Here is a 24,481-nt window from a genome sequence, read left to right as displayed (position 1 = left end):
GTGCCTCTCCGTGACGGACGTCTGAGCCACGACATCGATCCCTCCGACCGCCCCCCGCAGGACGCCTGCGGGGTCTTCGGCGTCTGGGTCCCCGCGGACCAGGCGCCACGGGCGGAAGTGAGCAAGCTCACCTACTACGGCCTGTACGCGCTCCAGCACCGCGGGCAGGAGTCGGCGGGCATCGCGGTAAGCGACGGCTCCCGGATCGTCGTCTACAAGGACATGGGCCTGGTCGCCCAGGTCTTCGACGAGTCGGTGCTGAACACCCTGCGCGGCCACATCGCCGTGGGCCACTGCCGCTACTCCACGACCGGCTCGCCGACGTGGGAGAACGCGCAGCCCACGTTCCGCTCGACCGACACGGGCGGGCTGGCGCTGGTCCACAACGGCAACCTGATCAACACCCCGGACCTGGCCGCCCGGCTGGAGCCGGGGGTGCTGACCGCCACCACCGACACCGAGGTCCTGACCGCGCTGCTGGCCACCCGCGACGGCGGCCCGCTCGCGGCGGCGCGCGAGATCCTCCCGGTGACGCGCGGCGCGTACTCCCTGGTCTTCATGGACGAGGGCGTCCTGTACGCCGCCCGCGACCCCGAGGGGATCCGCCCGCTGGTGCTGGGCTCGCTGGAGGACGGCGGCTGGGTGGTCGCGTCCGAGACCGCCGGTCTCGACATCGTCGGCGCCCGGTTCGTCCGGGAGATCGAGCCCGGCGAGCTGATCGCGATCGACGGCGAGGGCGTCCGCTCCGAGCGGTTCGCCGAGCCGCGGCCGAAGGGCTGCCTGTTCGAGTACGTGTACCTGGCCAGGCCGGACACCACGATCGCCGGGCGCAGCGTCCAGGCGACCCGGGTCGAGGTCGGCCGCCGGCTGGCCCGCGAGCACCCCGTCGAGGCCGACCTGGTCATCCCGACGCCGGAGTCGGGAACCCCGGCCGCGATCGGCTACGCCGAGGCGTCCGGGATCCCCTACGGCCAGGGCCTGGTGAAGAACTCCTACGTCGGCCGGACGTTCATCCAGCCGTCGCAGACGATCCGCCAGCTCGGCATCCGGCTGAAGCTGAACCCGCTGCGCGAGGCGATCGAGGGCAAGCGCCTGGTGGTGGTGGACGACTCGATCGTCCGCGGCAACACCCAGCGCGCGATCGTGGGGATGCTGCGGGACGCGGGCGCCAGGGAGGTGCACGTGCGCATCTCCAGCCCGCCCGTGTCGTGGCCGTGCTTCTACGGCATCGACTTCGCCACGCGGGCCGAGCTGATCGCCGGGAACCTGTCGGTGGAGGAGATCCGCGACTCCATCGGCGCCGACTCGCTCGGCTACATCTCGCTGGACGAGCTGATCTCCGCGTCGCGGATCCCCAAGGACAACCTGTGCCGGGCCTGCTTCGACGGCGTCTACCCCATCCCGGTGGAGGACGCCGCCCGCGGCAAGCACCTGCTGGAGGTCACCCGATGACCTCGTACGAGGCCGCCGGTGTGGACATCGCCGCGGGCGAGCGCGCCGTCGAGCTGATGAAGTCGCGGGTGGCGCGCTCGCGGCGTCCCGAGGTCGTGGACGACGCCAGCGGTTTCGCGGGCCTCTTCGACGCGTCCGCCTTCCTGCGCTACAAGCGGCCCCTGCTGGCGACGTCCACGGACGGCGTCGGCACCAAGGTCGACCTGGCGCGGCGCCTCGGCGTCTACGACACGGTGGGGCACGACCTCGTCGGCATGGTCATCGACGACCTCGCCGTCTGCGGCGCCGAACCGCTGTTCATGACCGACTACATCGCCTGCGGCAAGGTCGTGCCGGAGCGCATCGCCGACATCGTCGGCGGCATCGCGGACGGCTGCGCCCTCGCGGGCTGCGCCCTGGTCGGCGGCGAGACCGCCGAGCACCCCGGCCTGCTGGAGGCGGACGAGTTCGACATCGCCGGCGCCGGGACGGGCGTGGTGGAGGCCGGAGAGCTGCTCGGGCCGGACCGTGTCCGCCCCGGGGACGCGGTCATCGCCATGGCGTCGTCCGGCATCCACTCCAACGGGTACTCGCTCGTCCGCCACATCCTGGCCACGACCGATCTCACGCTGGAGTCGCAGCCGCCGGAGCTGGACCGCCCGCTGGGTGAGGAACTGCTCACACCGACCCGCATCTACGCGCAGGACTGCCTGGCCCTGACCCGGGCCGGGGGCGTCCGTGCGTTCGCTCACATCACGGGCGGCGGGCTCGCGGCGAACCTGGCGCGGTCCCTGCCGCCGACCGCGGACGCCGTGCTGCGCCGCTCGTCGTGGGAGGTGCCCGCGCTGTTCCGGGTCCTGCAGGGCCACGGCGGCGTGCCGCAGGCGGAGATGGACAAGACGTTCAACCTGGGCGTGGGCATGGCCGCCATCGTCGCCCCGGAGACCGCTGACGAGGCGCTGCGGCTGCTGGCGTCGCGCGGCGTGCCGTCCTGGGTCCTCGGCGAGGTCACCGAGGGGAGCGGCCGGGCCGACGTCGCCTGACCCGTCCGGGAAGCGACCGTCCGATCCGCCGATGAACCGACCGACCCTCCGATCCGTCCCGCCCGGGCCTCCGGGTGGGACGGCGAGGCGCTGAGCGCGACGCTGGGACGCCCGGGAGACCCGCGGGTCCGCTGATGCGCCCGAGACGCCGAACGCGCCCCTAGGCGGCTCTCAGTCGTGCGGGGCGGCTTTCAGGGACGCCGGGGACCGCATGCCCGAAACCGAACAAACGCCACCGCCCGCGCGAGCGGGCAGTGGCGTGTTGTCGGCCGGTCAACCGGAGGTGCCGTCCTTGCGGTCCTCGGTCCCGTAGTCATCGGCGAAGTCCGCGTACTTCTCGGCGAGCTCATCGTAGGAGTCGTCACCGGAGTCGTTGACCCCGAGTTCGTGCTTCAGGCGGTCGAGGTCTGTACCGCCGCTGTTGTACTTGAGCTGGCGGGCAACCTTCACCTGCTTGGCCTTGGCTCGGCCGCGACCCATTGGCTCGACCCCCTCGATGGTCAGGGCTTTCGTGGGCCCATCAACGCGCGCGTGTACCACACGAACCGGTGCCTGATGAGCCATGCGTCAGTCACGGGTACAACCGTACCCGTTTTGCGCCCGGCTCGGTACATCGACGGTACGTGGTGGCGCTCTTGTTGCTGCGGACTCCAGTGTATCCGGTGGTCAGGCCGGTCCTCCAGGGCGGCCGCACGGCGCCGCGACACGCGGCGAGAGCGGTCGCCATCGGCGCAAACGCGGCGGGCCGCCACGGAACCGGACATACGGCCCCGTGGCGGCCCGGAGCGCCGTCCGCTCAGAGGAGAATGCCGCGCAGGCGTCCGATCTCGGACATCCGCCGCTCGGCGAGCCGGTCGGCGGCCACCGCCGGCGGGACGCCCTCGTCGGCGGCCAGCGCGAAGATCTTCCGGGTCGTGTCGTAGATCCCCGTCGCGCGCGCCTTCGCCCGGTCGAAGTTGAAGCCCTCGATCTCGTCCGCCACCTGGATCACGCCGCCGGAGTTCACCACGTAGTCGGGGGCGTACAGCACGTCGCGGTCGGCGAGGCGCTTCTCGATGCCGGAGTGGGCGAGCTGGTTGTTGGCCGCCCCGCACACCACCTTCGCGCTCAGCACCGGCACCGTGTCGTCGTTGAGGGAACCGCCGAGCGCGCACGGTGCGTACACGTCCAGCTCCGTACGGACCATCTCGTCCTTGTCCGCGACGACGTCCACCTCGGGGTGCAGCGCCTGGACGCGCTCGACCGCCGCTTCGCTGACGTCGCAGATGACCACGTCCGCGCCGTCCTCGCGCAGGTGCTCCACCAGCCTGTGGCCGACCTTCCCGACGCCCTCCACGCCGACCCTCCTGCCCCGCAGGGACGGCGTGCCCCACACCGTCTCCGCCGCGGCGCGCATGCCCTGGAACACGCCGTACGCGGTCAGGATCGACGAGTCGCCCGCGCCGCCGTGCGCGACCGTCCGCCCGGTCACGAACCGGCACTCCCGCGCCACCACGTCCATGTCCTCGCTGTACGTACCGACGTCGCACGCCGTGTAGTAGCGGCCGTTGAGCGACTGGACGAACCGTCCGTACGCCCTCAGCAGCGCCTCCGACTTGTCCTGGGCGGGGTCACCGATGATGACGGCCTTGCCGCCGCCGAGGTCCAGCCCCGCCATGGCGTTCTTGTAGGCCATGCCGCGGGACAGGTTCAGCACGTCGGTGAGCGCCTCCTCCTCCGACCCGTAGGGGTAGAAGCGGGTGCCGCCCAGCGAGGGGCCGAGCGCGGTGGAGTAGATCGCGATGATCGCGCGCAGGCCGCTGGCCTCGTCCTGGCAGAAGACGACCTGCTCGTGTCGGGGCTCTGTGCCCTTGTGGGGCGACCCGAAGACATTAGGCACGGTAGTGCCCTCCTCTCTGTCTGTAGATCAGACTAAGGGGCGCGGTATGGCGTGTTCACGGCAGCGTTCGTCCGGTCTCATGTCACGATGCGGTGGTGTTTCCGTACGCGGCGTACCTACGGATATATGAACCGGTGACCGCCTTCCCGGAGCCCGCGCGGACCCTGTGGACGGCCTATGCCGACTCCAGGCGGCGGCCCCGGAGGCTCCACGCGCTCGGCGCCGAGCACGACGACGCGGCGCGCCGGCTCGTCGGCGCGCCGCCGGAGGTCGTGCCGGAACGGGAGAGCCGGGACGCCTACGTCCGGCGTGTCGGCGACACGATCTACGTCTGCCCGTGGGAGACGAGGCTGCGGTCCTGGCTGGCGTTCGAGCGGTTCCGCGGGGAGCACGCGGCGGCGCTCGCGGCCGCGTTCGTCCCGCCGCCGCTCGCCGAGCGGGCCGTGCGCGAGTTCGATCAGTGGAAGCGGGCCGGCCGCTCGCTGCGGCCGCACATCCTCACCAGTACGTGGCACGTGCCACTGGACTGGTTCGTGCCGTTCGCCCGCGGGGAGCGGTGCCTGATGCTGGGCGCGCCGGGCGCCGGATACGGCCCGGAGGAGGACGCGTCCCAAGAACAAGCAGGTCATGGCCCTGCAACGGCGGCTCCTGCGCGTACCCTCATCTACGTCACCTCGATGGGGGAGGCGCGCCGCCGGGTCGCCGCCGCCCTCCCGGTGGTGCGCGAGAACCTCGGCGACGGGACGGGAGAGGTCTTCCTGCTGTCGGCGGGCCGGCTGGACACGCTCGCCCGGTGGCTCGGGGAGTTCCATCCGCAGGCGCTGGTCGAGCTGGACTACGGCGGCCTCGTCCACCTGCTGGACGACCGGACGCTGCAGGGGGACGAGTCCGTCGCGGAGATGGCCGTCGCGCTCACCGGGATGGAGCGCGGTGAGGTCGAGCTGACCGTGGCGATGTACAAGCGTCTCCTCGCGCGCTGGAGGCCCGTGCGGGCCCTGGAATCGGCGAACTAAAACAAATTTCCCGAATCCGCGCGCGATACGACTATACGTGTCGCTAGAATCACGCAGCGTGACTCAGTCATCACCGGACACGCGCAGCTCCCGGCCCCGGCGGGGATGTTTGCACGCAACTACCGCCAGGAACTTGCTTGTTGCGCTGAGTGGTGGCAAGGTTACACGTTGTGATGTCATAGTGGCTCTTTCGGGCCATAGGGGACATCAGTGACCGCGCGAGGATCAATCGCAGGATCGCTGTCATCGGTCCACGGAGGAGAGGCCGCAAACATGTCAGCACGTACGCCAGAGGCCGAGCCCCTGCTGACGCCGGCGGAGGTGGCGACGATGTTCCGCGTCGACCCCAAGACCGTCACGCGGTGGGCGAAGGCGGGGAAGCTCACGTCCATCCGCACGCTCGGGGGGCATCGGCGCTACCGCGAGGCGGAGGTGCGCGCGCTGCTGGCGGGCATTCCGCAGCAGCGGTCGGAGTAGCCGCTCCGGCCGGCCGGGCTCGAGCCGAGCCCTGCCGGAAGCACCCGGCCGAACAACTGGGGGGGCGGTCAGGGGGCCCCTCGACGGCCTCGCACGTCGATTACGCGCGAGGACGCCGCAGCGGCCTCCTGGACGAACGGGCCGGGACCACGGTCATCCGAGAATCGCGGTCCCGGGCCGATCACCGTCCGATCTGGATGTCCCGCTCGCAACCGCGAGCGGGGCAATCCTTTTTCGACCCCGGCCCAAGGGCCTCGCCTGGCGGCAGAGCCTCGCCTGGCGGCTCGGCCCTTGACCGTGCTCGGGCGAGCGCGAACTCGCTTCGCGAGCTTCCCGGTGGGGGCTCGCCTCCGGCTTCGCCCCCACCGGTCGGTTGGCGCGCTCGCGTGACGGTTCGGTTGCACAGGGCGTGACCGGATCAGGTCACCGGGTCTTCCCGTTGTGGCAGGACGGGGGACCGGTCAGACGCTCATCTCTTCCTGGGCGAGACGGTCGAACAGGGCGCCGGTCGACGGGTCGTGCTTGCCGGCCACGTTCAGCATCACCACGAGCTGGTCCACCACGAGGGCCTCCAGCTCGGGGCGGGACACGTCGCGGTTGTCCAGCCAGTCCAGTCCCGCGGTCTCCACGGCCGCCATCCACGAGCGCAGCGTGATGCGCAGGATCGGCGGCGGGGTCTCCACGTCCAGCGAGTGCAGGATCCGGTCCAGCAGGAGCTGCCGGATGCCGTCGACGATCTCCCCGACCTCGCCGGAGCGGTCCGCGGGCCCGCCGCGCAGCAGCGCCGTGTAACCGGCCGCGTGGCTCTCCACGAAGTCGAAGTAGCGCTCCAGCGACACCCGCAGCCGCTCCAGCGGCTTGCCCTCCGCCGGCGGCTCCAGCAGCACCGACAGCTGCTTGGCGGCGCTGCCGAGCGCCGCGAGGTACAGCTCGTACTTGCCGCCGAAGTAGTGGTAGACCAGCGCGCGCGAGGCGCCCGCGGCGGCCGCGACGTCGTCGATCGAGATGTCCTCGGGCGAGCGCGTGCTGAACAGCTGCAGCGCCGCCTCGATCAGTTCCTCTCGCCGTTCGTCCACGCTGAGCCTGCGGCGTCCTTGCCCGCCGCCCTGCCGGCTCCGCGCCTTACCGCCGGCCACCGCACGTTCTGCCACCTGGGCAGCGTATCCGAGGGCGGCCGGGGCGGGTCGCGAGCGCGTCCCGCGGGGCGGGCTTTTCACCGCCTCGTGATCACCCGCCGACACCGCTGTGATCCGGAACACCACAGGCCGCAACTGCCATTGTCGTATGCCCGTTACTCACTGTTGCGACGATATGGGGCGAAGGAGAGGCATCATGGCATCTCCTCCGCGGCGCAGGAGGTGCGCCGACCCCCGCGGCGCGCCGCCGCGGCAGGTCCGCCAAGACCCATGAGGCATGCCTAGGCCCCCCTGGACGGAGTGCCATGTCAGCTGGTGAAGCAAGCCCCCCGCACGAGACGCCGGTGGCGGGGGAGGGCGCGGTGCCCCCGCCGCGCGAGCCCGCCTCCGCGGCGCGCGGCAGCGACGAGGGGAGACCGGTGCCCGCGCCGAAACCGACCATCCGCAACGTCGCCGAGCGCGCCGGCGTGTCCAAGTCGCTCGTGTCGCTGGTGATGCGGGGGTCACCGCACGTGAGCGAGCGGCGCCGGCAGGCGGTGCTGCAGGCGGCGCGCGAGCTCGGCTACCGGCCGAACGCGGTGGCGCGCAGCCTGGTCGAGGGCCGCACCCGGCTGATTGGGGCGATCGTCGCCGACCTGCACAACCCGTTCTTCGCCGAGTTCCTGGACGGCCTGCAGGAGAGCCTGCACGGCGCCGGGCTGCGGATGCTGGTCGGCAGCGGCCGCTGGGACCCGCTGTTCGAGGCGGAGGCCGTCGAGGCGTTCCTGGAGATGCGGGTGGACGGCCTCGTCCTGCTCAGCGTCGTCCCGGAGTCGCTGAAGGAGGCCGCGGCGAGCGTCCCGGTGGTGGTCGTCGGCGAGCGCGACGTCGTCGGGGTCGACATCGTGGTGGACGACGACGAGCTGGGTGCGAGCCTGGCCGTCGACCACCTGGTCGGCCTGGGGCACCGGCGGATCGCGCACATCGAGGGGGCGCGCTCGACGACCGCGCGGTACCGGCGGGCGGGCTACGAGAAGGCGATGCGCCGGCACGGGCTGAGCGACGAGATCGTGGTCGAGCCCGGCGACTTCACCGAGGACGGCGGCTACCGGGCGACCCTGGAGCTGCTGCGCCGCGAGCAGCGGCCCACCGCGATCTTCGCGCCGAACGACCTGGTCGCCACCGGCGCGCTGTCGGCGGCGGACGAGCTGGACATGTCGGTGCCCGGGGAGCTGTCGATCGTCGGCTACGACAACACGCATCTCGCCGCGATCCGGCACATCTCGCTGACCAGCGTGGATCAGCCGCGCCGGGACATGGGCAGGGTGGCCGCGGAGCTGCTCACCGCGCGGATCGGCGACCCGTCCCGGGCGGCCAAGCAGAACCTCGTCGTCCCGCATCTGGTGATCCGTTCGACGACCGGCCCCGCTCCCGCCGTCTAGCGCGGCAACGCCGTGCGGCGCGCACGGCCCGCGGGCGCTCCCCTCTCCCCTTGCCCGCGGACTCTCCTGGCACCTGCCTGGGGCTCCCTCGCGCCCGCCCGGGTTCTCTACGCACCTGCCCGCGCGCGCTCCCCTCGCGTCCGTCCGGGGCTCCGGACGGCCCGTGTTCCTCGAAGTGGTGTGGTGCGGGTAAGGGGCTGGCCAAGCCTGCCGCATTCACCGGCCTCCGTTCCCCCGGCGGCGCCTTAATGGACTCACCGTTCGGCGTGGCGCGCGGGCGGCTCCTGTATGGGGCCGCCCGCGCGGCCGGGCGGACATGGGCAAGGGTCGTGTTCACCCAAGGGGGTTCAGCTCGTGCGTGATCCGGAACTGGTGTCGTGCGCGCAGCGCGCGGCGAGCGAACTGGAGCAGGCGTGGTCGCAGTGGCGGCACGCGCGCGGCCTGGCCGAGCAGGTCTCGGAGTCGGTCGCCAGTTACGTCGCCCATTCGATCGACCACCCCTGGGGGCGGCCCCGCGTGGTCCTCGGCCTGGACGCGGACGAGGCGCGCGCGCTGGCGGCGCTGCTGGGCAAGGAGGACCCGCTCCTTTGACCGGTGCCTCCCCGCGCCCGTACGGGCGCGCCAGGGCCGCGTACGGCCGTCCTCGTTGACCGGGTACGGCCGGAACTCGCCCTACCCGTTTCTCCGACTTCGTTTGACGAACTCCCGCGCGTGTGCAGACTGTCAGGGTCGGTAACGAAGTCATCACGGAGGACGGTCTGTGCGCATCCAACGAGGAGGCCCCGCGGTCGCCGGTCTCGCGCTGTGCCTCGGCGCACTGGTCGCGTGCGGCGGATCGTCCGGTGGGAAGGCGTCGCCGGCCGGTGACACCGCGGCGCCGCCGACCACCGGCGCGACGACGGGCACCTCGGCGGGCGGCCCCGTCTCGACCAAGGGGGCCGGCGGCCACCCGCTGGCGGGCAAGGTCATCGTGATCGACCCGGGCCACAACGGCGGGAACGCCTCGCACCCGCGCGAGATCGCCAAGCAGGTGTACGTCGGCAACGGCACCAAGGAGTGCGACACCACCGGCACCGACACCGTCTCCGGGTACTCCGAGCACGCCTTCACCTGGGACGTGTCGAACCGGCTGGCGAAGATCCTGCGCGCCGAGGGCGCGAAGGTGACGCTGACCCGCAGGAGCGACACGGGCGTCGGGCCGTGCGTGGACCAGCGGGCGGCGGTCGGCAACGCCGCGCACGCCGACGCCGCCATCTCCATCCACGGCGACGGCGCCGCCGCGTCCGGGCACGGGTTCCACATCATCGAGCCGCTGGCGGTCGGCAGGAACGCCAAGATCGTCGCGCCGTCCGCCCGGCTCGGCACGGCGCTGCGCGACGCGTACCACTCCGGCACCGGCATCTCCTACTCCACGTATCTCGGCACGAAGGCGATCGACAAGCGCAGCGACCTCGGCGGGCTGAACATGTCGACGGTCCCGAAGGTCTTCATCGAGTGCGGCAACATGCGCAACAAGGGCGACGCGGCCAAGATGACCAGCGCCTCGTTCCGGCAGCGCATGGCGGAGTCCCTCGCGAAGGGCTTCCAGAACTACCTGGCCTGATCGTCGGCGTGGCGGCGGGCCGCCAGGACGACGAGGCCGCCGGTCACGGCGAGGGCGGCCAGCGCGGCGGCGAACAGGGTGGCGCCCGCGGTGAGGCCGACGGCGTCGCTGAGGTAGCCGGCGGTGACCGGCAGGAGGCCGGCGGGGACGTAGCCGCCGATGTTGAACGCGGCGTTGGCCTCGGCGAGGCGGCGCGGCGGGACGGCGGAGTTCAGCAGGGACAGGCCGCCGAGCTGGCCCATCCCCTGCCCGGCGCCCGCGAGCACGGCGGACGCGGCGAGCGCCGCGACCGACCCGCCGTGCACGGCGGCGACCAGCGCGGCCATCGCGGCGGTCGTGGCGGCGGCGCCGGCGAGGAGGACGGCGCGCCGGGGCAGCCGCTGGACGGCGAACTGCACGCCGGTGGCGGCGGCGAACATGACGAACGCCATGCCGCCGGCGACGATCCGGTCACCGGTGCCGAGCAGCCCGGACAGCAGTGACGGGCCGAGCGACAGCACGAACGACGTCGCGGTGATGCCGGGCGCGAAGACCGCGATGCCGGCGACGAGCCGCATGGCGCTCCCGCGCGGCACGCCCGGTACCCGGATCCACGACCGCGCGGCGGGGCCGGACGGGCGACCCACCGGCATGCGCAGCACGACGAGGACCGCGGTGGCCAGCAGGGCGGCCTCGACGGCGAACACGGTGACGGTCGGGGCGGGCAGCGTCTCGGACAGGACGCCGGACAGGAGCGGCCCGAGCCCGGCGCCGAAGACCATCGCGGACGAGGCGAGGAGCGCGGCGAGGCGGCGGCGGGACGGCCCGGCGACGTCGGTGACGGCGGCCATGCCGGCGGAGACGGCCGCGCCGACGGCGACGCCGGTCAGCAGCCGGGCGGCGATGAGCGCGGCGACGGTGCCGGCGGTCGCGAACACGCCGCAGGCGATGAGCGCGAGGGCGAGCGCGGGCAGCAGCACGGGACGGCGGCCGAGCCGGTCGGAGAGCACGCCGGAGACGAGCAGGGAGCCGAGCAGCCCGACGATGTAGAAGGCGAAGACGACGGTGAGCGTGCCCCTGGAGAAGCCGATGTCGCGCTGCCAGAGCACGTAGAGCGGCGTGGCGGCGTTCGACAGCACGAAGACGGCGGTGACGGGCCAGGCGGCGAGCCAGATCCAGCGGGTGGGGATGCCCGCGGGCGGGGCGTCCTCGGGGGCGCTCTCGGGGGTGCGGATCGTCCGGGCGTGCGGCATGGGGGTCCCTTCGCCGAAGCAGTACGACTTTTTTCGAACCTAGCATGCAGTACGATGAAATTCGTACAAGCGGGAGAGGGGACGCGACATGGCGACGACCGTGCGACCGGCGATCCGGGTGATGGCCGAACCGCCCGGACTGCCCGAGCCCCTGCCGGAGCCGGCCGTCGAGGACCTCCGGCTGGAGACGGTGTTCGGCGCGCTCAGCGGGCCGCTGCGGCTGGAGATCGTGCGCAGGCTGCTGCTCGAACGCGAGGAGTTCGACCATCCCTGCGGCTGGTTCGGGTTCGACCGGCCGAAGTCGTCGCTGACCCACCACTTCAAGGCGCTGCGCGAGGCCGGTGTCCTGCGGCAGCGCCAGTACGGCCTGGAGCGCCGCAGCGAGGTCCGCATCGACGACCTCAACGCCCGCTTCCCCGGCCTGCTGGATCTGATCGCGTCGTCCTCGGCGTCAGGCCGCTAGACGGCCTTCCTTCAACGGGCGACGTGTGCGTGTGCGATCGCCGCATCGCTCCGACTCGCCCAGGGACTCGCTGCGCGATCGGATTCTCGCTTCCCTCGGATCCGGCTTCGCTCGCGATCGCGACGCCTGCGGTTCCTGTGGGGCCGGGCGGTGCAGCGCGGGTTCGCACATGCCGGAGAGCGGTCGGGCAGGATGGGCGGATGCGTGATCTTCGGGAGCCCCTGCGCCGCGTCCGTGCCGCGTTCGAGGACGCGGGCTACACCGTCGGCGGCGTGCGCGGGCTGCTCGGCGCGGTCGCGGGCGGCGCGCTGGCCCGCGACGAGGTCGTCCCGGCGCTGCGGGCGACGCGCGGCGGGTCGCCGCTGGAGCTGCTGACCCGGCTGTTCTGGCTTCAGGTGCCGGTGGACGCGTCCGCGCTCGCCGCGGCGGGCCTGGACGCCCGCGACCTCCTCGCGGCGGGGCTGGCCGAGCCGTCCGGCGCCGAGGTGCGGCCGCTGCTGCACGCCGAGCCGCTGGAGTCGGTGGGCGGCGAGGGGCACGCCGGCTACGCCGTCTCCGATCTCAAGGTGCGGCCAGGCTCCGGCGCCGTGCCGGCGGACGACCACGTCGTGGGGGCGGGCGGCGCGTCGGGGAATCTGGCCCGGCTCGTTGTCCACAAGGCTGTGGATAACGTCCTCGATCTCGGTACCGGCTGCGGCGTCCAGGCGGTGCATCTGCACGACCGGCTGCGCCCCGGCCGGATCACCGCGACGGACGTGAACCCGCGCGCCCTGGAGCTCGCCGCGATGAGTTTCGCGCTGTCCGGAACGGACGGTGTCGAACTGCTGGAGGGGTCGCTCCTGGAGCCGGTGCGGGGCCGCCGCTTCGACCTGATCGTGTCGAACCCGCCGTTCGTGGTCGCGCCGTCCGGCGACCGCCGGTTCACCTACCGGGAGTCCGGGATGCCCGGCGACGACTTCTGCCGGCGGCTCGTCGCCGCCGCGCCGGAGATGCTGGAGGACGGCGGGTACTGCCAGCTCCTGGCCAACTGGCTGCACGTCGACGGCGTGCCGTGGGAGGAGCGCGTCGGCGCGTGGACGGCGGGCTGCGACGCGTGGATCGTCCAGCGGGACGTCCAGGACCCCGCCGAGTACGCCGAGTTGTGGCTGCGCGATTCGTGCGAGGCGGGAACGCCCGAACACCGGGCGCGCTACGACGCGTGGCTCGACCACTTCGAGCGGCAGGGGGTCACCGGCATCGGGTTCGGGTGGATCACGTTGCGCCGCAGCGACCGCCCCTCCGTCCGGATCGAGGAGCTGAGGCAGGCCGTCGACCAACCGGTCGGCGCCTATGTGGAAAGCGTCCTGGACGGGTTCCGGAACGCCGAAAAGTTTTCCACAGGCTGTGGATCGCGGGTGCGGGCCGCGGCCGGGCTCGTCCAGGAACAGGTCGGCCCGCCGGGCGCCGAGGACCCCGAGCGGATCGTCCTGCGGCAGACCGCCGGGCTGCGCCGGGCCGCCGGGGTCGGCACGGTGGAGGCGGCCCTCGCCGGGGTCTGCGACGGCAGCCTCCCGATCGACCCCCTCCTCGACGCGATCGCCCAGCTCACCGGCATGGACGCGGGCCAGGTCCGGGCGCACGCCGAGGCCGTGCTGCCCGAGCTGATCGCCGACGGCTTCTTCGAGACGGTCTAGCCGTGTCGGCTACCGCCTGAGGACGGTCTCCATCGCGCGGCCGAGATCGCGGTACCGGTTGATCAGGACGGTGAAGCCGATCGCGAGGTAGATCCCGGAGAGCACCAGCCGGGCCTGCTCGCCCGGCAGCGCGAACTGGATCGCGAACAGCGCGAACAGCAGCGCGGCCTCCCATCGCCGCAGCACCAGGTCGATGAGCAGGCCGAGCCCGAGGACGGTCTGCGCGGCGGTCAGCAGCACCTCCTCCAGCTGCCGCGAGTCGAGCGGCAGCGACCAGGCGCCGCCGCCCGCCTTGTAGGCGAGGGGCAGGCTGCCGATCAGCAGCGTCCACTGGTTGACCTTGCTGGACAGCAGCGCGCCGATCGCGTCGGCGTCGCGCAGCCGCCACGCGAACATCACCGCGACGATCAGCTCCGGCGCCTCGGACGCCAGCGGCGCGAGCCACTGGACCAGCAGGAACTCGTCGACGCCGAGCGCGGACCCGGCGTCCACCAGCGAGTTCGCGAACGGCTCGGCGGAGATGAACACGAGGACCGCGCCGACCGCGAACCCGGCCGCGGTGGCGGTGCGGCGCATCCGGCGCGGCAGCGTGACGAGCCAGGCGGGCACGCCGGCGAGGTTCTCCACGTCCTCGCCGCCGCCCCGGGCGATCCGGCCGAGGTAGACCACGTACACGGCGATCAGGACGATCGCGATGTACCACCCGATCTCGGCGGTGAGCGCGGGGACGAAGCCGAGCACGGTCGCGAGCGCGAGGAAGCCCAGCTCCATCCGGTGGTGCGGGGCGAGCCGCACGTCCCGCCGCTCGCCGGGCGGCGGCGTCCCCGGCCGTCCGCCGGGCCGCCTGCCGTGCCGCCGGCGCCGCCGCGCCGCCCGCCGCGCGCCGAGCGTGAACGCGAGCACGACCAGCGCCCACCCGACGCCGACGAGGAGCCGGTTCGCGCCCGTCATGTTGGCCGCCGCATAGCCCGCGTACTGCGGTCTCGTGCCGGCCGCGAACGCGTAGTACACGTCCACGGCGTACTCGGGGAGCACGGCGATGAGGGCGAGCAGCGCGAGGGCGAGCGCTCCCGACATGTCGGCGCGCGCCGTCTCGGCGGCCCACATCAGCAGGACGGCGGCGGCCAGCACCCCGGCGCCGTAGATCACCGCGGCGGCGACGGAGGGCGGGTGCAGCCCGGCGACCCGCGTCACGACGGCGGGCATGCCGACGGCCAGCGCGGCGCCGATGCGGACGAGCAGCGTCTCACGGGGCACCAGGTCGCCGGGCATACCTGCACTCGTGCCCGCGCGATGCTCAGCTCACGGCAAAGCCGTGATCTCCGTTGGGTCGCGGCGGGCCGCCCTCGTCCGCCGCGCAGGGGCGGGCGCCGCGACTCAGCCGGGGTGGCGGGCGGCGGTGATGGTGGGGAAGGCGCTGGTCCTGAGGCGGCGCGCCAGGTCGCGGTGGACGCGGTGGGCCCACAGCGGGCCGCCGTAGATCATGCCGGTGTAGCCCTGGACGAGGGTGGCGCCGGCGCGGACGCGTTCCCACACGTCGTCGGCGGACTCGACGCCGCCGACCGAGATCAGGACGAGCCGGTCGCCGGCGCGGTCGCGCAGCCGGCGCAGGACGTCCAGGGACCGGTCCTTCAGCGGCGCGCCGGACAGCCCGCCGGCCTCCTTCGCCAGCGCGGCGTCGCTGCGCAGGCCGGAGCGCTCGATGGTGGTGTTGGTCGCGATGATCCCGTCGAGGCCGAGGTCGAGGGCGAGGTCGGCGACCGCGTCGACGTCGTCGTCGGCGAGGTCCGGCGCGATCTTGACCAGCAGCGGGACGCGGCGCGGCGCGGACCGGTCGGCGGCCTCGCGGACGGCGGTGAGTAGCGGCCGCAGGTGCTCGACGGCCTGCAGGTTCCGCAGCCCCGGCGTGTTCGGGGAGCTGACGTTGACCACGAGGTAGTCGGCGTAGGGGGCGAGCCGTTCGGTGCTCGCGACGTAGTCGGCGGCGGCCTCGGCCTCCGGGACGACCTTGGTCTTGCCGATGTTGACCCCGACGATCGTCCCGGGACGGCGGTTCCGCAGCCGGGCGGCGGCGGCCTCGGAGCCGGCGTTGTTGAACCCCATCCGGTTGATGACCGCCCGGTCGCGGACGAGGCGGAACAGCCGGGGGCGCGGGTTGCCGGGCTGCGGCCGTCCGGTCACGGTGCCGATCTCGACATGGCCGAACCCGAACGCGCCGAGCGCCTCGTAGGCGACGGCGTCCTTGTCGAACCCGGCGGCGAGCCCGAGCGGGCTCGGGAAGTCCAGGCCGAGCGCGTGGACGCGGAGCGCCGGGTCGCGCGGTGCGAGGACCCGCCGCAGCAGCGGCGCCGCGCCCGGGACGCCCTGGACGACGCGCAGCGCCCGCAGCGTCAGGTGGTGCACGGTCTCCGCGGAGATCCGGGCGATGACCAGTGAGAACAGGAGTCGATACATCGCCGCCAGTATCGCAGCCCGGCGGTGCCGCCCCGCCCGCCCGGGGCGGTGCGCGCCCGTCAGTAGTCGTGATGCCGCCAGGGGTGGTTCATCCTGTGCACGGTCAGCACGATCTTCGCGCGGAGGTCCACCCGCGCGCCCGCCTTGACCGACTGCTCGTCCACCACCCAATGGGAGGGCATGCCGACGAACACGTGCATCTCGGGACGGAGCTTGATCCGGTCGTCGGCGAACCCGAGGCGGTGGAGGTCGTCCTCGGCGGCATCGCCCCGCTTGCCCACCTCCTTCGGCATGATGACGCTGCCGGTCCGCGCGGGGTGCGTCCTTCCGGCGTCGCCGCAGCCGGTCAGGAGGGCCGCCGCCGCGAGGAGCAGTGCGGCGGTGGTGGTGTGCTTCTTCATGGCTCCCGCTCTCTCTTCTGCTGTCAGCGGCCGAGGAACGTGCGGCGCAGCGTCCTGCGGACGTCGCGGCCCGCCTCGCGCAGCGTCCGGCGGACGGCCCGCAGCGGGTCGCGGACGGTGACACGCCACGCCGCGGCGATCCCGCGCCCGGCGGGGGCCAGCACGTTCGTCCCGAACCAGCGGAGCGGGATCACCACCAGCACGCGGACGGGCGCGACCACCAGGGTGCGCCACAGCCACAACAGGACGCGGGCGGAGAGCTGCCACGTCCCGGCGATGCCTGCGCCGATAGGCGCCAGCACGTACCGCCACAGCGCGCGCGCCGGAATGACGACGAGGACGCGCAGCAGCCACCCGAGACAGCGCCCGGTCTGCCGCCATGCCCATACGGCGGCGGTGGCGAAGGCCCGCCATGCGGCGGCGAGGCCGCGCCCGATCCAGCGCGCGACCCAGGCGAGCCCGAGCAGCGGCGGCAGCAGCAGGTACCGCCAGAGCAGGCCGAGGGGCAGGACGATGAGCACGGTGAGGAGCCATCCGACGCCCCGGAATAGCCACGCGAGCCCGCGCCCGATCCACCTGCCGAGCCAGGCGAGGCCCCGCCCGAGGGCGCGGAGGGGCCCGAGCAGGACCAGGTCGAGGAAGTGCCCGATCGGCGTCAGAACGTACCGGTAGAGCCAGCGTGCGGCGGCAGCGATGCCGAGGCCGAGCATGCGCAGCGGCCACCACAGGACGAGGCCGAGCGGCCGCAGCACCCACCGGTACAGCGCGACGGCGATCGCCACCGGGACGCGGATCAGGAACCGCCAGCACGCCGCGACGCCGCGCCCGATCACCCTGAGCAGGTCGTACAGGAGCCGGAACGGCACGACGACGATCAGCGCGACCACCCGCGCCGGGAAGACGAGCCAGGCCGGACCGGCCGGCGGGTCGGGCTCGGGCGGCGGCGGCTTGGCGAAGAGGCCGGCCGTGTCGGGGGACGGGCGGCTCGGACGGTCGGGGGTCGGCACCTGCATACCTCGATCGCGGTGTTCGTGGGCTTTTCCTGGGACGTGTCCGAGGTTGAACCCGTTCCGCGCCGTTCACCGTACTGCTCCTCGATCAGGACGAGCGGTGCGGCCGCCTCCTCGATCGGCGTGCGGCGCCCGGACCGAGCCGGGGCCCACAACACATGGAGGACACGAGATGCATTTCCCACGTTGGGCGTTCCCCGCCGCGGCCGCCCTCATCGCGTCCGGGATGGTGCTGTCGGCGTGCGGGCAGGAGAGCGGGAACGGGAAGGGGCAGCGGAACGCCGCCGCCGGGAGCAGGGCCCAGGCGGACCCGCCGGCGTCGCCGTCGCCGTCCGCCGCGCCGACGACGCTGGAGGTCGCGAGCGTCACCAGGCTCGGCAAGGTGGTGACGGACGGCCAGGGCAGGACGCTGTACCGGTTCGACGACGACACGGCGAAGCCGCCCGCGTCGACCTGCGCGGGCGCGTGCGCGAAGGCGTGGCCGCCGGTGTGGGCGAACGGCGCCGCCACGCAGGTCAAGGGCGTCGAGGCGGCGCTGGTCGGGAAGGTGCGGCGGCCGGACGGCAAGTGGCAGGTCACCCTCGGAGGCTGGCCGCTGTACCGCTACGTGAAGGACCAGAGCCCGGGCGACGTGCGCGGGCAGGGCGTCGGGAAGAAGTGGTACGCGGCGGCGCCGACCGGCAAGAAGGCGCTCGCGGCGGCCAAGACCGCGAACAGGTGGAAGGGCTGGACGGTCGTCAGGGCGAAGAACGACCCGAAGTTCGGGATGATCCTGACCGACGGGAACGGTCGCACGCTGTACCGCTACGACAAGGACACCAGCAAGCCGCCGAACTCCACGTGCTTCGGCGCGTGCAAGAAGGCGTGGCCGCCGGCGGTGTTCAACGGCTGGAAGCACCTCAAGCTCGAAGGCGTCAGCCGGAAGGTCGTCAACTTCATCGAGCGCAAGGACGACGGCAAGTGCCAGCTCACCGTCAACGGCTGGCCGATGTACTTCTACGAGAAGGACAAGCGGCCGGGTGACACCAAGGGCCAGGGCGTCGGCGGGGTGTGGTGGCTGACCCGGCCGAGCGGCGCGAAGATCATGACCGGCGCGGGCTCCGGCGGCGCGGGCGGCGGCTCGGGCACCGGGTCCGGCGGCGGCTCCGGTTACGGGACGGGCGGCGGTTACTGAGCCCCTGGCGCCGTCCCCATGGGCGAAGGCGCGGGAGGATCGCGGGTCGGTCGGGGTCCGCGAGCCTTCCGCGCCTTCTTCGCCGTTGCGCGCTGTCCGGGGCGGGGCGGCTCAGGCGCCCTGCTCCTGCTGCTTGGCGAGGCCGAGCGGGGAGGGGTGGGCGGCGACCTTGCCGAGCGGGTTGGCGTGGCCGTTGACGCCGTGCTCGTAGGCGGTCTCGGCGTGCAGGGCGAGGTCGACGCCGCTGGTCTCGTCCTCGGCGGACACCCGGAACCCCATCACCTTGTCGATCAGCTTCCCGACCGCGAACGTGACGGTGAACGCGAACAGCCCGACGACCGGGACCGCGATGGCCTGCTTGCCGAGCTGGACGCCGCTGCCGCCGGCGATCAGCCCGGCCGCGCCGCCGGTCATCGAGCGCACGGCGAGCAGCCCGATCAGCAGCGTCCCGATGACGCCTCCGACGAGGTGGACGCCGACGACGTCGAGGGAGTCGTCGTAGCCGAGCCGGTGCTTCCAGCCGACCGCGTAGGAGCAGACGACGCCCGCGACGAGCCCGACGGCGAGCGCGCCGAGCACGTTCACCGACCCGCAGGACGGGGTGATCGCGACGAGCCCGGCGACGACGCCGGACGCGGCGCCGAACGTGGTGGGGCGGCCGTCGCGGCGCTGCTCGACGAGCAGCCAGCCGAGCAGGCCGGTGCAGCCGGCGACGAGGGTGTTGAGGAAGACGGCGGCGGCGGTCCCGTTCGCGGCGAGCGCGGACCCGGCGTTGAAGCCGAACCAGCCGAACCAGAGCAGCCCGACGCCGAGCAGCACCATCGGCAGGTTGTGCGGCCGCATCGCCTCCTTGCGGAACCCGATGCGAGGGCCGAGGACGAGCGCCATCGCGAGCCCGGACGCGCCGGAGGCGATCTCGACGACGAGGCCGCCCGCGTAGTCGAGGGCGCCGAGGTGGGAGATCCAGCCGCCGCCCCACACCCAGTGGGCGATCGGCGCGTAGACGGCGAGGGCCCAGACCGGGACGAACACCATCCAGGCGGAGAACTTGGCGCGGTCGGCGATGGCGCCGCTGATGAGCGCGGTGGTGAGGATCGCGAAGGTGAGCTGGAAGGTGACGAACAGCAGCGCCGGGACGTGACCATGGGGTGTCGTCGGGGTGATGCCTTTAAGGCCCACGTGCTCGAATCCGCCGAGCAGCCCGAGGCCGCCGAGATCGTGGCCGAACGCGAGGCTGTAGCCGGCGACGAGCCAGGAGACGGTCACCAGCGCGACCGAGACCAGGCTCATCATGATCATGTTGAGGGTGCTCTTGGCGCGGACCATCCCGCCGTAGAACAGCGCGAGTCCCGGCGTCATCAGCAGGACGAGCGCGGTGCTGGCGAGCAGCCACGCGGTGTCGCCCGCATCGGTTCCTCTGGGCACGGCGTCTCCCCCTTCGCGGATCCGGTGTCCGCCATCGAGAATCACCCGCGTCCGTTTCGCGTCTTATGCCGCTTTGTTTCGGCTGTGTTTCGTGTTGCCGGTGCGTTGCGTTCCGCTCACCACCTCACTCTTCGCATCTCGACAGTTACGCATTCCGGTGTTCTCATGAAATCGGACCCGCCATGGATGCGTTCCGGCGAAGCGCCCGCACATGGTGGGTGGCTTCGGGAGGCCCGATGGTCGAGGGAGTCGGACGAGCACGCAGAACCGGTACCGCACTGAGAGCCGCGGTCGCGCTGGCGCTGCCGGCGAGCTGCCTCGCCGCCTGCGGAGGCGGCGGAACACCCACCCTGAACTGGTACATCAACCCCGACAACGGCGGGCAGGTCAAGCTCGCCGCCGCCTGCTCCAAGGCGTCCGGCGGCAAGTACAGGATCAAGACCTCGCTGATGCCGGACGACGCCACGCAGCAGCGCGAGCAGCTCGTCCGGCGGCTGGCCGCCAAGGACAGCGGGCTCGACCTGATGAGCCTGGACCCGGTGTTCGTCGCGGAGGCCGCGAACGCCGGCTTCCTGCGGCCGTTCCCGGCGAGCCAGGCGGCCCGGTTCACGCAGGGCGTGTTCCCGGTGGCGGTGCAGAGCTCCACCTGGGACGGGAAGCTGTACGCCGCGCCGTTCTGGGCGAACACGCAGCTGCTCTGGTACCGCAAGTCCGCCGTGAAGAAGGCCGGCGTCGATCCGAACGCGCCCGACTTCACCTGGGACAAGATGATCGACGCGGCGCTGCGCACCGGCACCACGGTCGGCGTGCAGGCCAACAAGTACGAGGGCTACATGGTGTGGATCAACGCCCTCGTCGCGTCCGCCGGCGGGCAGGTGGTCAGCGAGGCGCAGAAGGGCGACAACGCGCGGATCGACATCGACTCCCCGGCCGGGCGGGCCGCGGCGGCGATCATCCGCCGGCTGGCGAACTCCAGGGCCGCCAGCCCGACGCTCTCCACCGACATCGAGGAGCAGTCCCGCGCCCTGTTCAACGGCGCGCGCGGCGGCTTCATGGTCAACTGGCCCTACATCTGGGCCGCCGACGCCAGCGACGCCAAGGCCGGCGTCATCGGCAAGGCGGTCCCGTCCGACATCGGCTGGGCCCGCTACCCGAAGGTGACGGCGGGCCAGGACTCCAAGCCGCCGTTCGGCGGCATCGAGGTCGCGATCGGCGCCTACGGCAAGCACAAGGACACCCTCGCGGTGGACGCGGTCACGTGCATCACCTCCACCGAGCACCAGAAGGAGTACATGCTCGCCGAGGGCAACCCGGCGGCGCGCCCGGCCGTCTACGACGATCCGGAGATCCGGAAGCAGTTCCCGATGGCGGGGCTGATCCGCGACTCGATCAACGCGGCGGCGCCGCGCCCGATCACGCCGTACTACACCGACGTGTCCGGCGCGATCCAGAGCCGCTGGCACCCGCCGGCGTCGGTGAACCCGAACTCGACGCCGCGCGAGTCCGCCACGTTCGTCCACCAGGTCCTGCGCGACCAGCGCCTGCTCTGAAGGGACCGACGATGACCGCAGTGCACACCGCCCCCGCCGCCGGAAGACCCGCGGCGCCCACGGCGGAGATCTCCGACCGCGGCCGCGCCGAACGCCGGCTCGGCCTCCTCCTGTCCGCCCCGGCCGTGATCGTCATGCTGGTCGTGACCGCGTACCCGCTGGTCAACGCGCTGTACCTGTCGCTGTTCAGCTACCGGATCACCGCGCCGGACGACCGCCGCTTCGTCGGCCTCGCCAACTACGGGACGGCGCTGTCCGACCCGCTGTTCTGGCAGGACGTCCTCACCACCTTCGTCATCACCTTCGTCACCGTCGCGGTGGAGCTCGTCATCGGGTTCGCGCTCGCGATGGTGATGCACCGGGCGGTCTTCGCGCGGCGGACCGTCCGCACCGCGATCCTGCTGCCCTACGGGATCGTCACGGTGATCTCCGCGTTCGCCTGGAAGTACGCGTTCGACCTCCAGTCGGGGTTCGTGAACTCCTGGTTCGGGCTCGGCGACTACGCCTGGTTCTCCGGCCGCTGGTCCTCGATGACCGTGATCGTCCTGTCGGAGATCTGGAAGACGACGCCGTTCGTGTCGCTGCTGCTCCTCGCCGGGCTGGCGCAGGTGCCGGGCGACCTCGGCGAGGCCGCGACCGTGGACGGCGCGACGGCGTGGCAGCGGCTGCGCCGGGTGACGATCCCCAACATGAAGGCCGCGATCCTCGTCGCGGTGCTGTTCCGCACGCTCGACGCGTGGCGGATCTTCGACAACGTCTTCGTCATGACGTCCGGCCAGCAGAAGACCGAGACGCTGTCGTTCCTCACCTACCGGCAGACGATCACCCGGACCGCGATCGGGCTCGGCGACGCGGTCGGCGTGCTGCTGTTCCTGTCGGTGGTCCTCATCGCGGTCGTGTTCATCAAGGGGTTCCGCGTCGACCTGGCGCAGGCGCGCGGCGAGCGCGGGGGAGGCGAGAAGTGATGGAGACCGCCCGTTCCAAATGGCTGTGGGCCGCCGCGTCCCTGCTGATCCTCGTGTGGACGGTGTTCCCGATCCTGTGGATCGTGATGCTGTCGTTCAAGCAGCCCGGCGAGATCGGCAACCAGAAGGGCTTCCTGCCGCACCACTGGACCTGGGACAACTACCGGACGGTCTTCAAGACCGACCTGTTCACCGCCGCGCTGATCAACTCGATCGGCATCTCGCTGATCGCGACCGTGATCGGCGTCGTGTTCGCCACGCTCGTCGCGTACGCGATCGCCCGGCTGGAGTTCCCCGGCAAGAAGGCGATCCTGTCGTTCGCCCTCGCGATCGCGATGTTCCCGGTCGTGTCGCTGGTCGGGCCGCTGTTCGACCTGTGGCGCGACGTCGGCCTGTACGACACCTGGCCGGGGCTGATCATCCCGTACATCTCGTTCGCCCTGCCTCTCGCGATCTGGACGCTGTCGGCGTTCTTCCGCGAGATCCCGTGGGAGATGGAGCAGGCCGCGCAGGTGGACGGCGCGACGACCTGGCAGGCGTTCCGCAAGGTGATCGTCCCGCTGGCCGCGCCCGGCGTGTTCACCGCCGCGATCCTCACCTTCTTCTTCTGCTGGAACGACTTCGTCTTCGGGATCTCGCTGACGTCGTCGGACCGGGCCCGGGTCGTGCCCGCCGCGCTCGCGTTCTTCACCGGCGCGTCGGAGTTCCAGCAGCCGACGACCGCCATCTGCGCGGCGGCGGTCGTGGTGACCGTCCCGATCGTCGTCATCGTCCTGGCGTTCCAGCGCCGCATCGTGGCCGGGCTGACGTCCGGCGCAGTCAAGGGCTGAGGGCCCGAGGGGGTTGAAGCATGGCCGCCATCACCATGAAGAACATCGTCAAGCGGTACGGCGACGGGTTCCCGGCCGTGAACGAGGTGTCCCTGGACGTGCGGGACGGCGAGTTCATGATCCTGGTCGGGCCGTCCGGCTGCGGCAAGTCCACCCTGCTGCGGATGATCGTCGGGCTGGAGGACATCACCGGCGGTGAGATGCGCATCGGCGAGCGGGTCGTCAACACGATCGCGCCGCGGCAGCGGAACCTGTCGATGGTGTTCCAGAACTACGCCCTGTACCCGCACCTCACGGTGTTCGAGAACATCGCGTTCCCGCTGCGGCTGGCGAAGGTGCCGCGCGAGGAGGTCGACCGGCGCGTCCGCGAGACCGCCGAGCTGCTCGAGCTGACCGAGCATCTGGACCGCAAGCCGGCGAACCTGTCCGGCGGGCAGCGGCAGCGCGTCGCGATGGGCCGCGCGATCATCCGGCAGGCGAACGCGTTCCTGTTCGACGAGCCGCTGTCGAACCTGGACGCCAAGCTGCGCGGGCAGATGCGCACGGAGATCTCCCGGCTCCAGCGCCGGCTCGGCGTCACCACCGTGTACGTCACGCACGACCAGACGGAGGCGATGACGCTCGGCGACCGCGTCGCGGTGCTGCGCAAGGGCGTCCTGCAGCAGGTCGGCAGCCCGCGCGAGCTGTACGAGGAGCCGGTCAACCTGTTCGTCGCCGGGTTCATCGGCTCGCCGTCGATGAACTTCCTGCCCGCGTCCGTCGACGGCACGGCGCTCGACACCCCGCTCGGCCGCTTCGAGGTCGGCGACGCGCGCAAGGCCGCCGCGGTGGAGGGCCGCGACGTCGTGCTCGTCGGCATCCGCCCCGAGCACTTCGAGGACGCCGCGCTGGTCGGCGCCGAGAAGAAGGCGCGCGGCAGCACGGTCAGCGCGCGCGTCGACGTCACCGAGTGGCTCGGCAACGAGCTGTACGCCTACGTCCCGTACGAGGCGCCGGCCGACCTCGCCGCGCAGCTCCGCGACCTGTCCCGCGAGCTGGACAGCGACCAGCTGCGCACGCAGGCGGTGGTGGCGCTGGACGCGTCCAGCGGGATCGCGCCGGGCGACGAGGCGGAGCTGTGGATCGACACCTCGAAGATCCACATCTTCGATCCGGCGAGCGGCGAGAACCTCACCCGCGACGAGGCGCGGGTCGCGGAGCTGGCGCGGGTGGCCGAGCGCGCCCGCGAGGCCCAGCGCCGGGCGCAGCGCCCCGGCGAGGGCGCCGGCGCGAGACCGGACGGCCGCCCCACAACGCACGCG

General features: G+C 72.5%; 23 protein-coding genes. 14 read left to right on the top strand and 9 right to left on the bottom strand.

Going from position 1 to position 24,481, the window contains the following annotated elements:
• Entirely contained in the window at positions 1–1,452 is a 1,452-nt protein-coding gene (gene purF, locus J4557_RS29655) for an amidophosphoribosyltransferase (RefSeq protein WP_208270047.1), read from the top strand.
• On the top strand, positions 1,449–2,474 hold the full coding sequence (gene purM / locus J4557_RS29650; RefSeq protein WP_208270046.1) for a phosphoribosylformylglycinamidine cyclo-ligase: 1,026 nt from the start codon (positions 1,449–1,451) through the stop codon (positions 2,472–2,474). The genes purF and purM overlap by 4 nt, the downstream gene beginning before the upstream one ends.
• A 273-nt stretch (positions 2,475–2,747) precedes the next feature.
• Here the strand turns inward: purM and J4557_RS29645 are convergent, their stop codons facing one another.
• Both J4557_RS29645 and J4557_RS29640 read right to left on the bottom strand, forming a co-directional pair.
• Positions 2,748–2,954 (bottom strand): DUF3073 domain-containing protein, encoded by a 207-nt coding sequence (locus tag J4557_RS29645; RefSeq protein ID WP_208270045.1) that lies wholly within the window; start codon positions 2,952–2,954, stop codon positions 2,748–2,750.
• Positions 2,955–3,270: 316 nt separating this feature from the next.
• The gene (locus tag J4557_RS29640; RefSeq protein ID WP_208270044.1) at positions 3,271–4,353 is read right to left on the bottom strand and encodes a Leu/Phe/Val dehydrogenase; all 1,083 of its coding nucleotides are present in this window, start codon (positions 4,351–4,353) and stop codon (positions 3,271–3,273) included.
• 92 nt (positions 4,354–4,445) lie between these two features.
• Here J4557_RS29640 and J4557_RS29635 point away from each other — a divergent pair, with 92 nt between their 5' ends.
• Both J4557_RS29635 and bldC read left to right on the top strand, forming a co-directional pair.
• Positions 4,446–5,366, top strand: coding sequence for a DUF8083 family protein (locus tag J4557_RS29635; RefSeq protein ID WP_486303375.1), 921 nt, complete (start codon positions 4,446–4,448; stop codon positions 5,364–5,366).
• Between the two features lie 273 nt (positions 5,367–5,639).
• On the top strand, positions 5,640–5,843 hold the full coding sequence (gene bldC / locus J4557_RS29630) for a developmental transcriptional regulator BldC (RefSeq protein WP_012850682.1): 204 nt from the start codon (positions 5,640–5,642) through the stop codon (positions 5,841–5,843).
• 461 nt (positions 5,844–6,304) lie between these two features.
• Here bldC and J4557_RS29625 read toward each other — a convergent pair whose 3' ends face one another.
• Positions 6,305–6,994 (bottom strand): TetR/AcrR family transcriptional regulator, encoded by a 690-nt coding sequence (locus J4557_RS29625; protein ID WP_307800282.1) that lies wholly within the window; start codon positions 6,992–6,994, stop codon positions 6,305–6,307.
• A gap of 290 nt (positions 6,995–7,284) precedes the next feature.
• Here J4557_RS29625 and J4557_RS29620 point away from each other — a divergent pair, with 290 nt between their 5' ends.
• The 3 genes from J4557_RS29620 (at position 7,285) to J4557_RS29610 (ending at position 10,003) form a co-directional block, all read left to right on the top strand.
• Positions 7,285–8,400, top strand: a complete 1,116-nt coding sequence (locus tag J4557_RS29620; RefSeq protein ID WP_243776556.1) for a LacI family DNA-binding transcriptional regulator — start codon at positions 7,285–7,287, stop codon at positions 8,398–8,400.
• Positions 8,401–8,754: 354 nt separating this feature from the next.
• Entirely contained in the window at positions 8,755–8,991 is a 237-nt protein-coding gene (locus J4557_RS29615) for a hypothetical protein (protein WP_151542608.1), read from the top strand.
• Between the two features lie 169 nt (positions 8,992–9,160).
• Entirely contained in the window at positions 9,161–10,003 is an 843-nt protein-coding gene (locus tag J4557_RS29610) for an N-acetylmuramoyl-L-alanine amidase (protein WP_307800281.1), read from the top strand.
• On the opposite strand, the gene J4557_RS29605 is transcribed toward J4557_RS29610, so the two are convergent.
• On the bottom strand, positions 9,991–11,235 hold the full coding sequence (locus J4557_RS29605) for an MFS transporter (protein WP_208270042.1): 1,245 nt from the start codon (positions 11,233–11,235) through the stop codon (positions 9,991–9,993). The two genes, J4557_RS29610 and J4557_RS29605, sit on opposite strands and share 13 nt — an antisense overlap.
• 88 nt (positions 11,236–11,323) lie before the next feature.
• On the opposite strand from J4557_RS29605, the gene J4557_RS29600 reads away from it, so the two are divergent.
• Positions 11,324–11,698, top strand: coding sequence for an ArsR/SmtB family transcription factor (locus J4557_RS29600; RefSeq protein WP_208270041.1), 375 nt, complete (start codon positions 11,324–11,326; stop codon positions 11,696–11,698).
• 200 nt (positions 11,699–11,898) lie between these two features.
• On the top strand, positions 11,899–13,371 hold the full coding sequence (locus tag J4557_RS29595; RefSeq protein ID WP_208270040.1) for a DUF7059 domain-containing protein: 1,473 nt from the start codon (positions 11,899–11,901) through the stop codon (positions 13,369–13,371).
• A gap of 9 nt (positions 13,372–13,380) precedes the next feature.
• Here J4557_RS29595 and J4557_RS29590 read toward each other — a convergent pair whose 3' ends face one another.
• The 4 genes from J4557_RS29590 to J4557_RS29575 form a co-directional block, all read right to left on the bottom strand.
• Positions 13,381–14,643, bottom strand: a complete 1,263-nt coding sequence (locus J4557_RS29590) for a calcium:cation antiporter family protein (protein ID WP_208270039.1) — start codon at positions 14,641–14,643, stop codon at positions 13,381–13,383.
• A gap of 105 nt (positions 14,644–14,748) precedes the next feature.
• Positions 14,749–15,825, bottom strand: coding sequence for a quinone-dependent dihydroorotate dehydrogenase (locus J4557_RS29585; RefSeq protein ID WP_208270038.1), 1,077 nt, complete (start codon positions 15,823–15,825; stop codon positions 14,749–14,751).
• A 59-nt stretch (positions 15,826–15,884) separates the two neighbouring features.
• On the bottom strand, positions 15,885–16,226 hold the full coding sequence (locus tag J4557_RS29580) for a PASTA domain-containing protein (protein WP_208270037.1): 342 nt from the start codon (positions 16,224–16,226) through the stop codon (positions 15,885–15,887).
• 23 nt (positions 16,227–16,249) lie between these two features.
• The gene (locus tag J4557_RS29575; protein WP_208270036.1) at positions 16,250–17,233 is read right to left on the bottom strand and encodes a hypothetical protein; all 984 of its coding nucleotides are present in this window, start codon (positions 17,231–17,233) and stop codon (positions 16,250–16,252) included.
• A gap of 175 nt (positions 17,234–17,408) precedes the next feature.
• Between J4557_RS29575 and J4557_RS29570 the strand changes: the two genes are divergently transcribed.
• Positions 17,409–18,410 (top strand): SCO0930 family lipoprotein, encoded by a 1,002-nt coding sequence (locus tag J4557_RS29570; protein ID WP_208270035.1) that lies wholly within the window; start codon positions 17,409–17,411, stop codon positions 18,408–18,410.
• Positions 18,411–18,521: 111 nt separating this feature from the next.
• Here J4557_RS29570 and J4557_RS29565 read toward each other — a convergent pair whose 3' ends face one another.
• The gene (locus tag J4557_RS29565; protein WP_307800280.1) at positions 18,522–19,835 is read right to left on the bottom strand and encodes an ammonium transporter; all 1,314 of its coding nucleotides are present in this window, start codon (positions 19,833–19,835) and stop codon (positions 18,522–18,524) included.
• Positions 19,836–20,071: 236 nt separating this feature from the next.
• Here J4557_RS29565 and J4557_RS29560 point away from each other — a divergent pair, with 236 nt between their 5' ends.
• The 4 genes from J4557_RS29560 to J4557_RS29545 form a co-directional block, all read left to right on the top strand.
• Complete coding sequence (locus J4557_RS29560) at positions 20,072–21,385, top strand: extracellular solute-binding protein (protein ID WP_208270034.1); 1,314 nt, start codon at positions 20,072–20,074, stop codon at positions 21,383–21,385.
• Positions 21,386–21,396: 11 nt separating this feature from the next.
• Positions 21,397–22,350, top strand: coding sequence for a carbohydrate ABC transporter permease (locus J4557_RS29555; protein WP_208270033.1), 954 nt, complete (start codon positions 21,397–21,399; stop codon positions 22,348–22,350).
• Positions 22,350–23,180, top strand: coding sequence for a carbohydrate ABC transporter permease (locus J4557_RS29550; protein WP_208270032.1), 831 nt, complete (start codon positions 22,350–22,352; stop codon positions 23,178–23,180). Before J4557_RS29555 ends, J4557_RS29550 begins: the two co-directional genes overlap by 1 nt.
• A gap of 20 nt (positions 23,181–23,200) precedes the next feature.
• Positions 23,201–24,481, top strand: a 1,281-nt coding sequence (locus tag J4557_RS29545) for an ABC transporter ATP-binding protein (protein ID WP_208270031.1), incomplete at its 3' end; no start/stop codon positions are given.

The organism is Actinomadura nitritigenes (assembly GCF_017573545.1).
Taxonomy (GTDB): domain Bacteria; phylum Actinomycetota; class Actinomycetes; order Streptosporangiales; family Streptosporangiaceae; genus Spirillospora; species Spirillospora nitritigenes.
Note: the sequence above shows the minus strand (reverse complement) of the source record. Positions and strands in the feature narration are given on the sequence as shown.

Bases quoted from the DNA above. Each gene is read 5' to 3' on its own strand.
- J4557_RS29580 (WP_208270037.1), bottom strand. From the start codon at position 16,226: ATGAAGAAGCACACCACCACCGCCGCACTGCTCCTCGCGGCGGCGGCC.
- J4557_RS29645 (WP_208270045.1), bottom strand. From the start codon at position 2,954: ATGGGTCGCGGCCGAGCCAAGGCCAAGCAGGTGAAGGTTGCCCGCCAG.
- J4557_RS29560 (WP_208270034.1), top strand. From the start codon at position 20,072: ATGGTCGAGGGAGTCGGACGAGCACGCAGAACCGGTACCGCACTGAGA.
- J4557_RS29590 (WP_208270039.1), bottom strand. From the start codon at position 14,643: ATGCCCGGCGACCTGGTGCCCCGTGAGACGCTGCTCGTCCGCATCGGC.
- purM (WP_208270046.1), top strand. From the start codon at position 1,449: ATGACCTCGTACGAGGCCGCCGGTGTGGACATCGCCGCGGGCGAGCGC.
- J4557_RS29555 (WP_208270033.1), top strand. From the start codon at position 21,397: ATGACCGCAGTGCACACCGCCCCCGCCGCCGGAAGACCCGCGGCGCCC.
- J4557_RS29595 (WP_208270040.1), top strand. From the start codon at position 11,899: ATGCGTGATCTTCGGGAGCCCCTGCGCCGCGTCCGTGCCGCGTTCGAG.
- J4557_RS29550 (WP_208270032.1), top strand. From the start codon at position 22,350: ATGGAGACCGCCCGTTCCAAATGGCTGTGGGCCGCCGCGTCCCTGCTG.
- bldC (WP_012850682.1), top strand. From the start codon at position 5,640: ATGTCAGCACGTACGCCAGAGGCCGAGCCCCTGCTGACGCCGGCGGAG.
- J4557_RS29605 (WP_208270042.1), bottom strand. From the start codon at position 11,235: ATGCCGCACGCCCGGACGATCCGCACCCCCGAGAGCGCCCCCGAGGAC.
- J4557_RS29600 (WP_208270041.1), top strand. From the start codon at position 11,324: ATGGCGACGACCGTGCGACCGGCGATCCGGGTGATGGCCGAACCGCCC.
- J4557_RS29570 (WP_208270035.1), top strand. From the start codon at position 17,409: ATGCATTTCCCACGTTGGGCGTTCCCCGCCGCGGCCGCCCTCATCGCG.
- J4557_RS29585 (WP_208270038.1), bottom strand. From the start codon at position 15,825: ATGTATCGACTCCTGTTCTCACTGGTCATCGCCCGGATCTCCGCGGAG.
- J4557_RS29620 (WP_243776556.1), top strand. From the start codon at position 7,285: ATGTCAGCTGGTGAAGCAAGCCCCCCGCACGAGACGCCGGTGGCGGGG.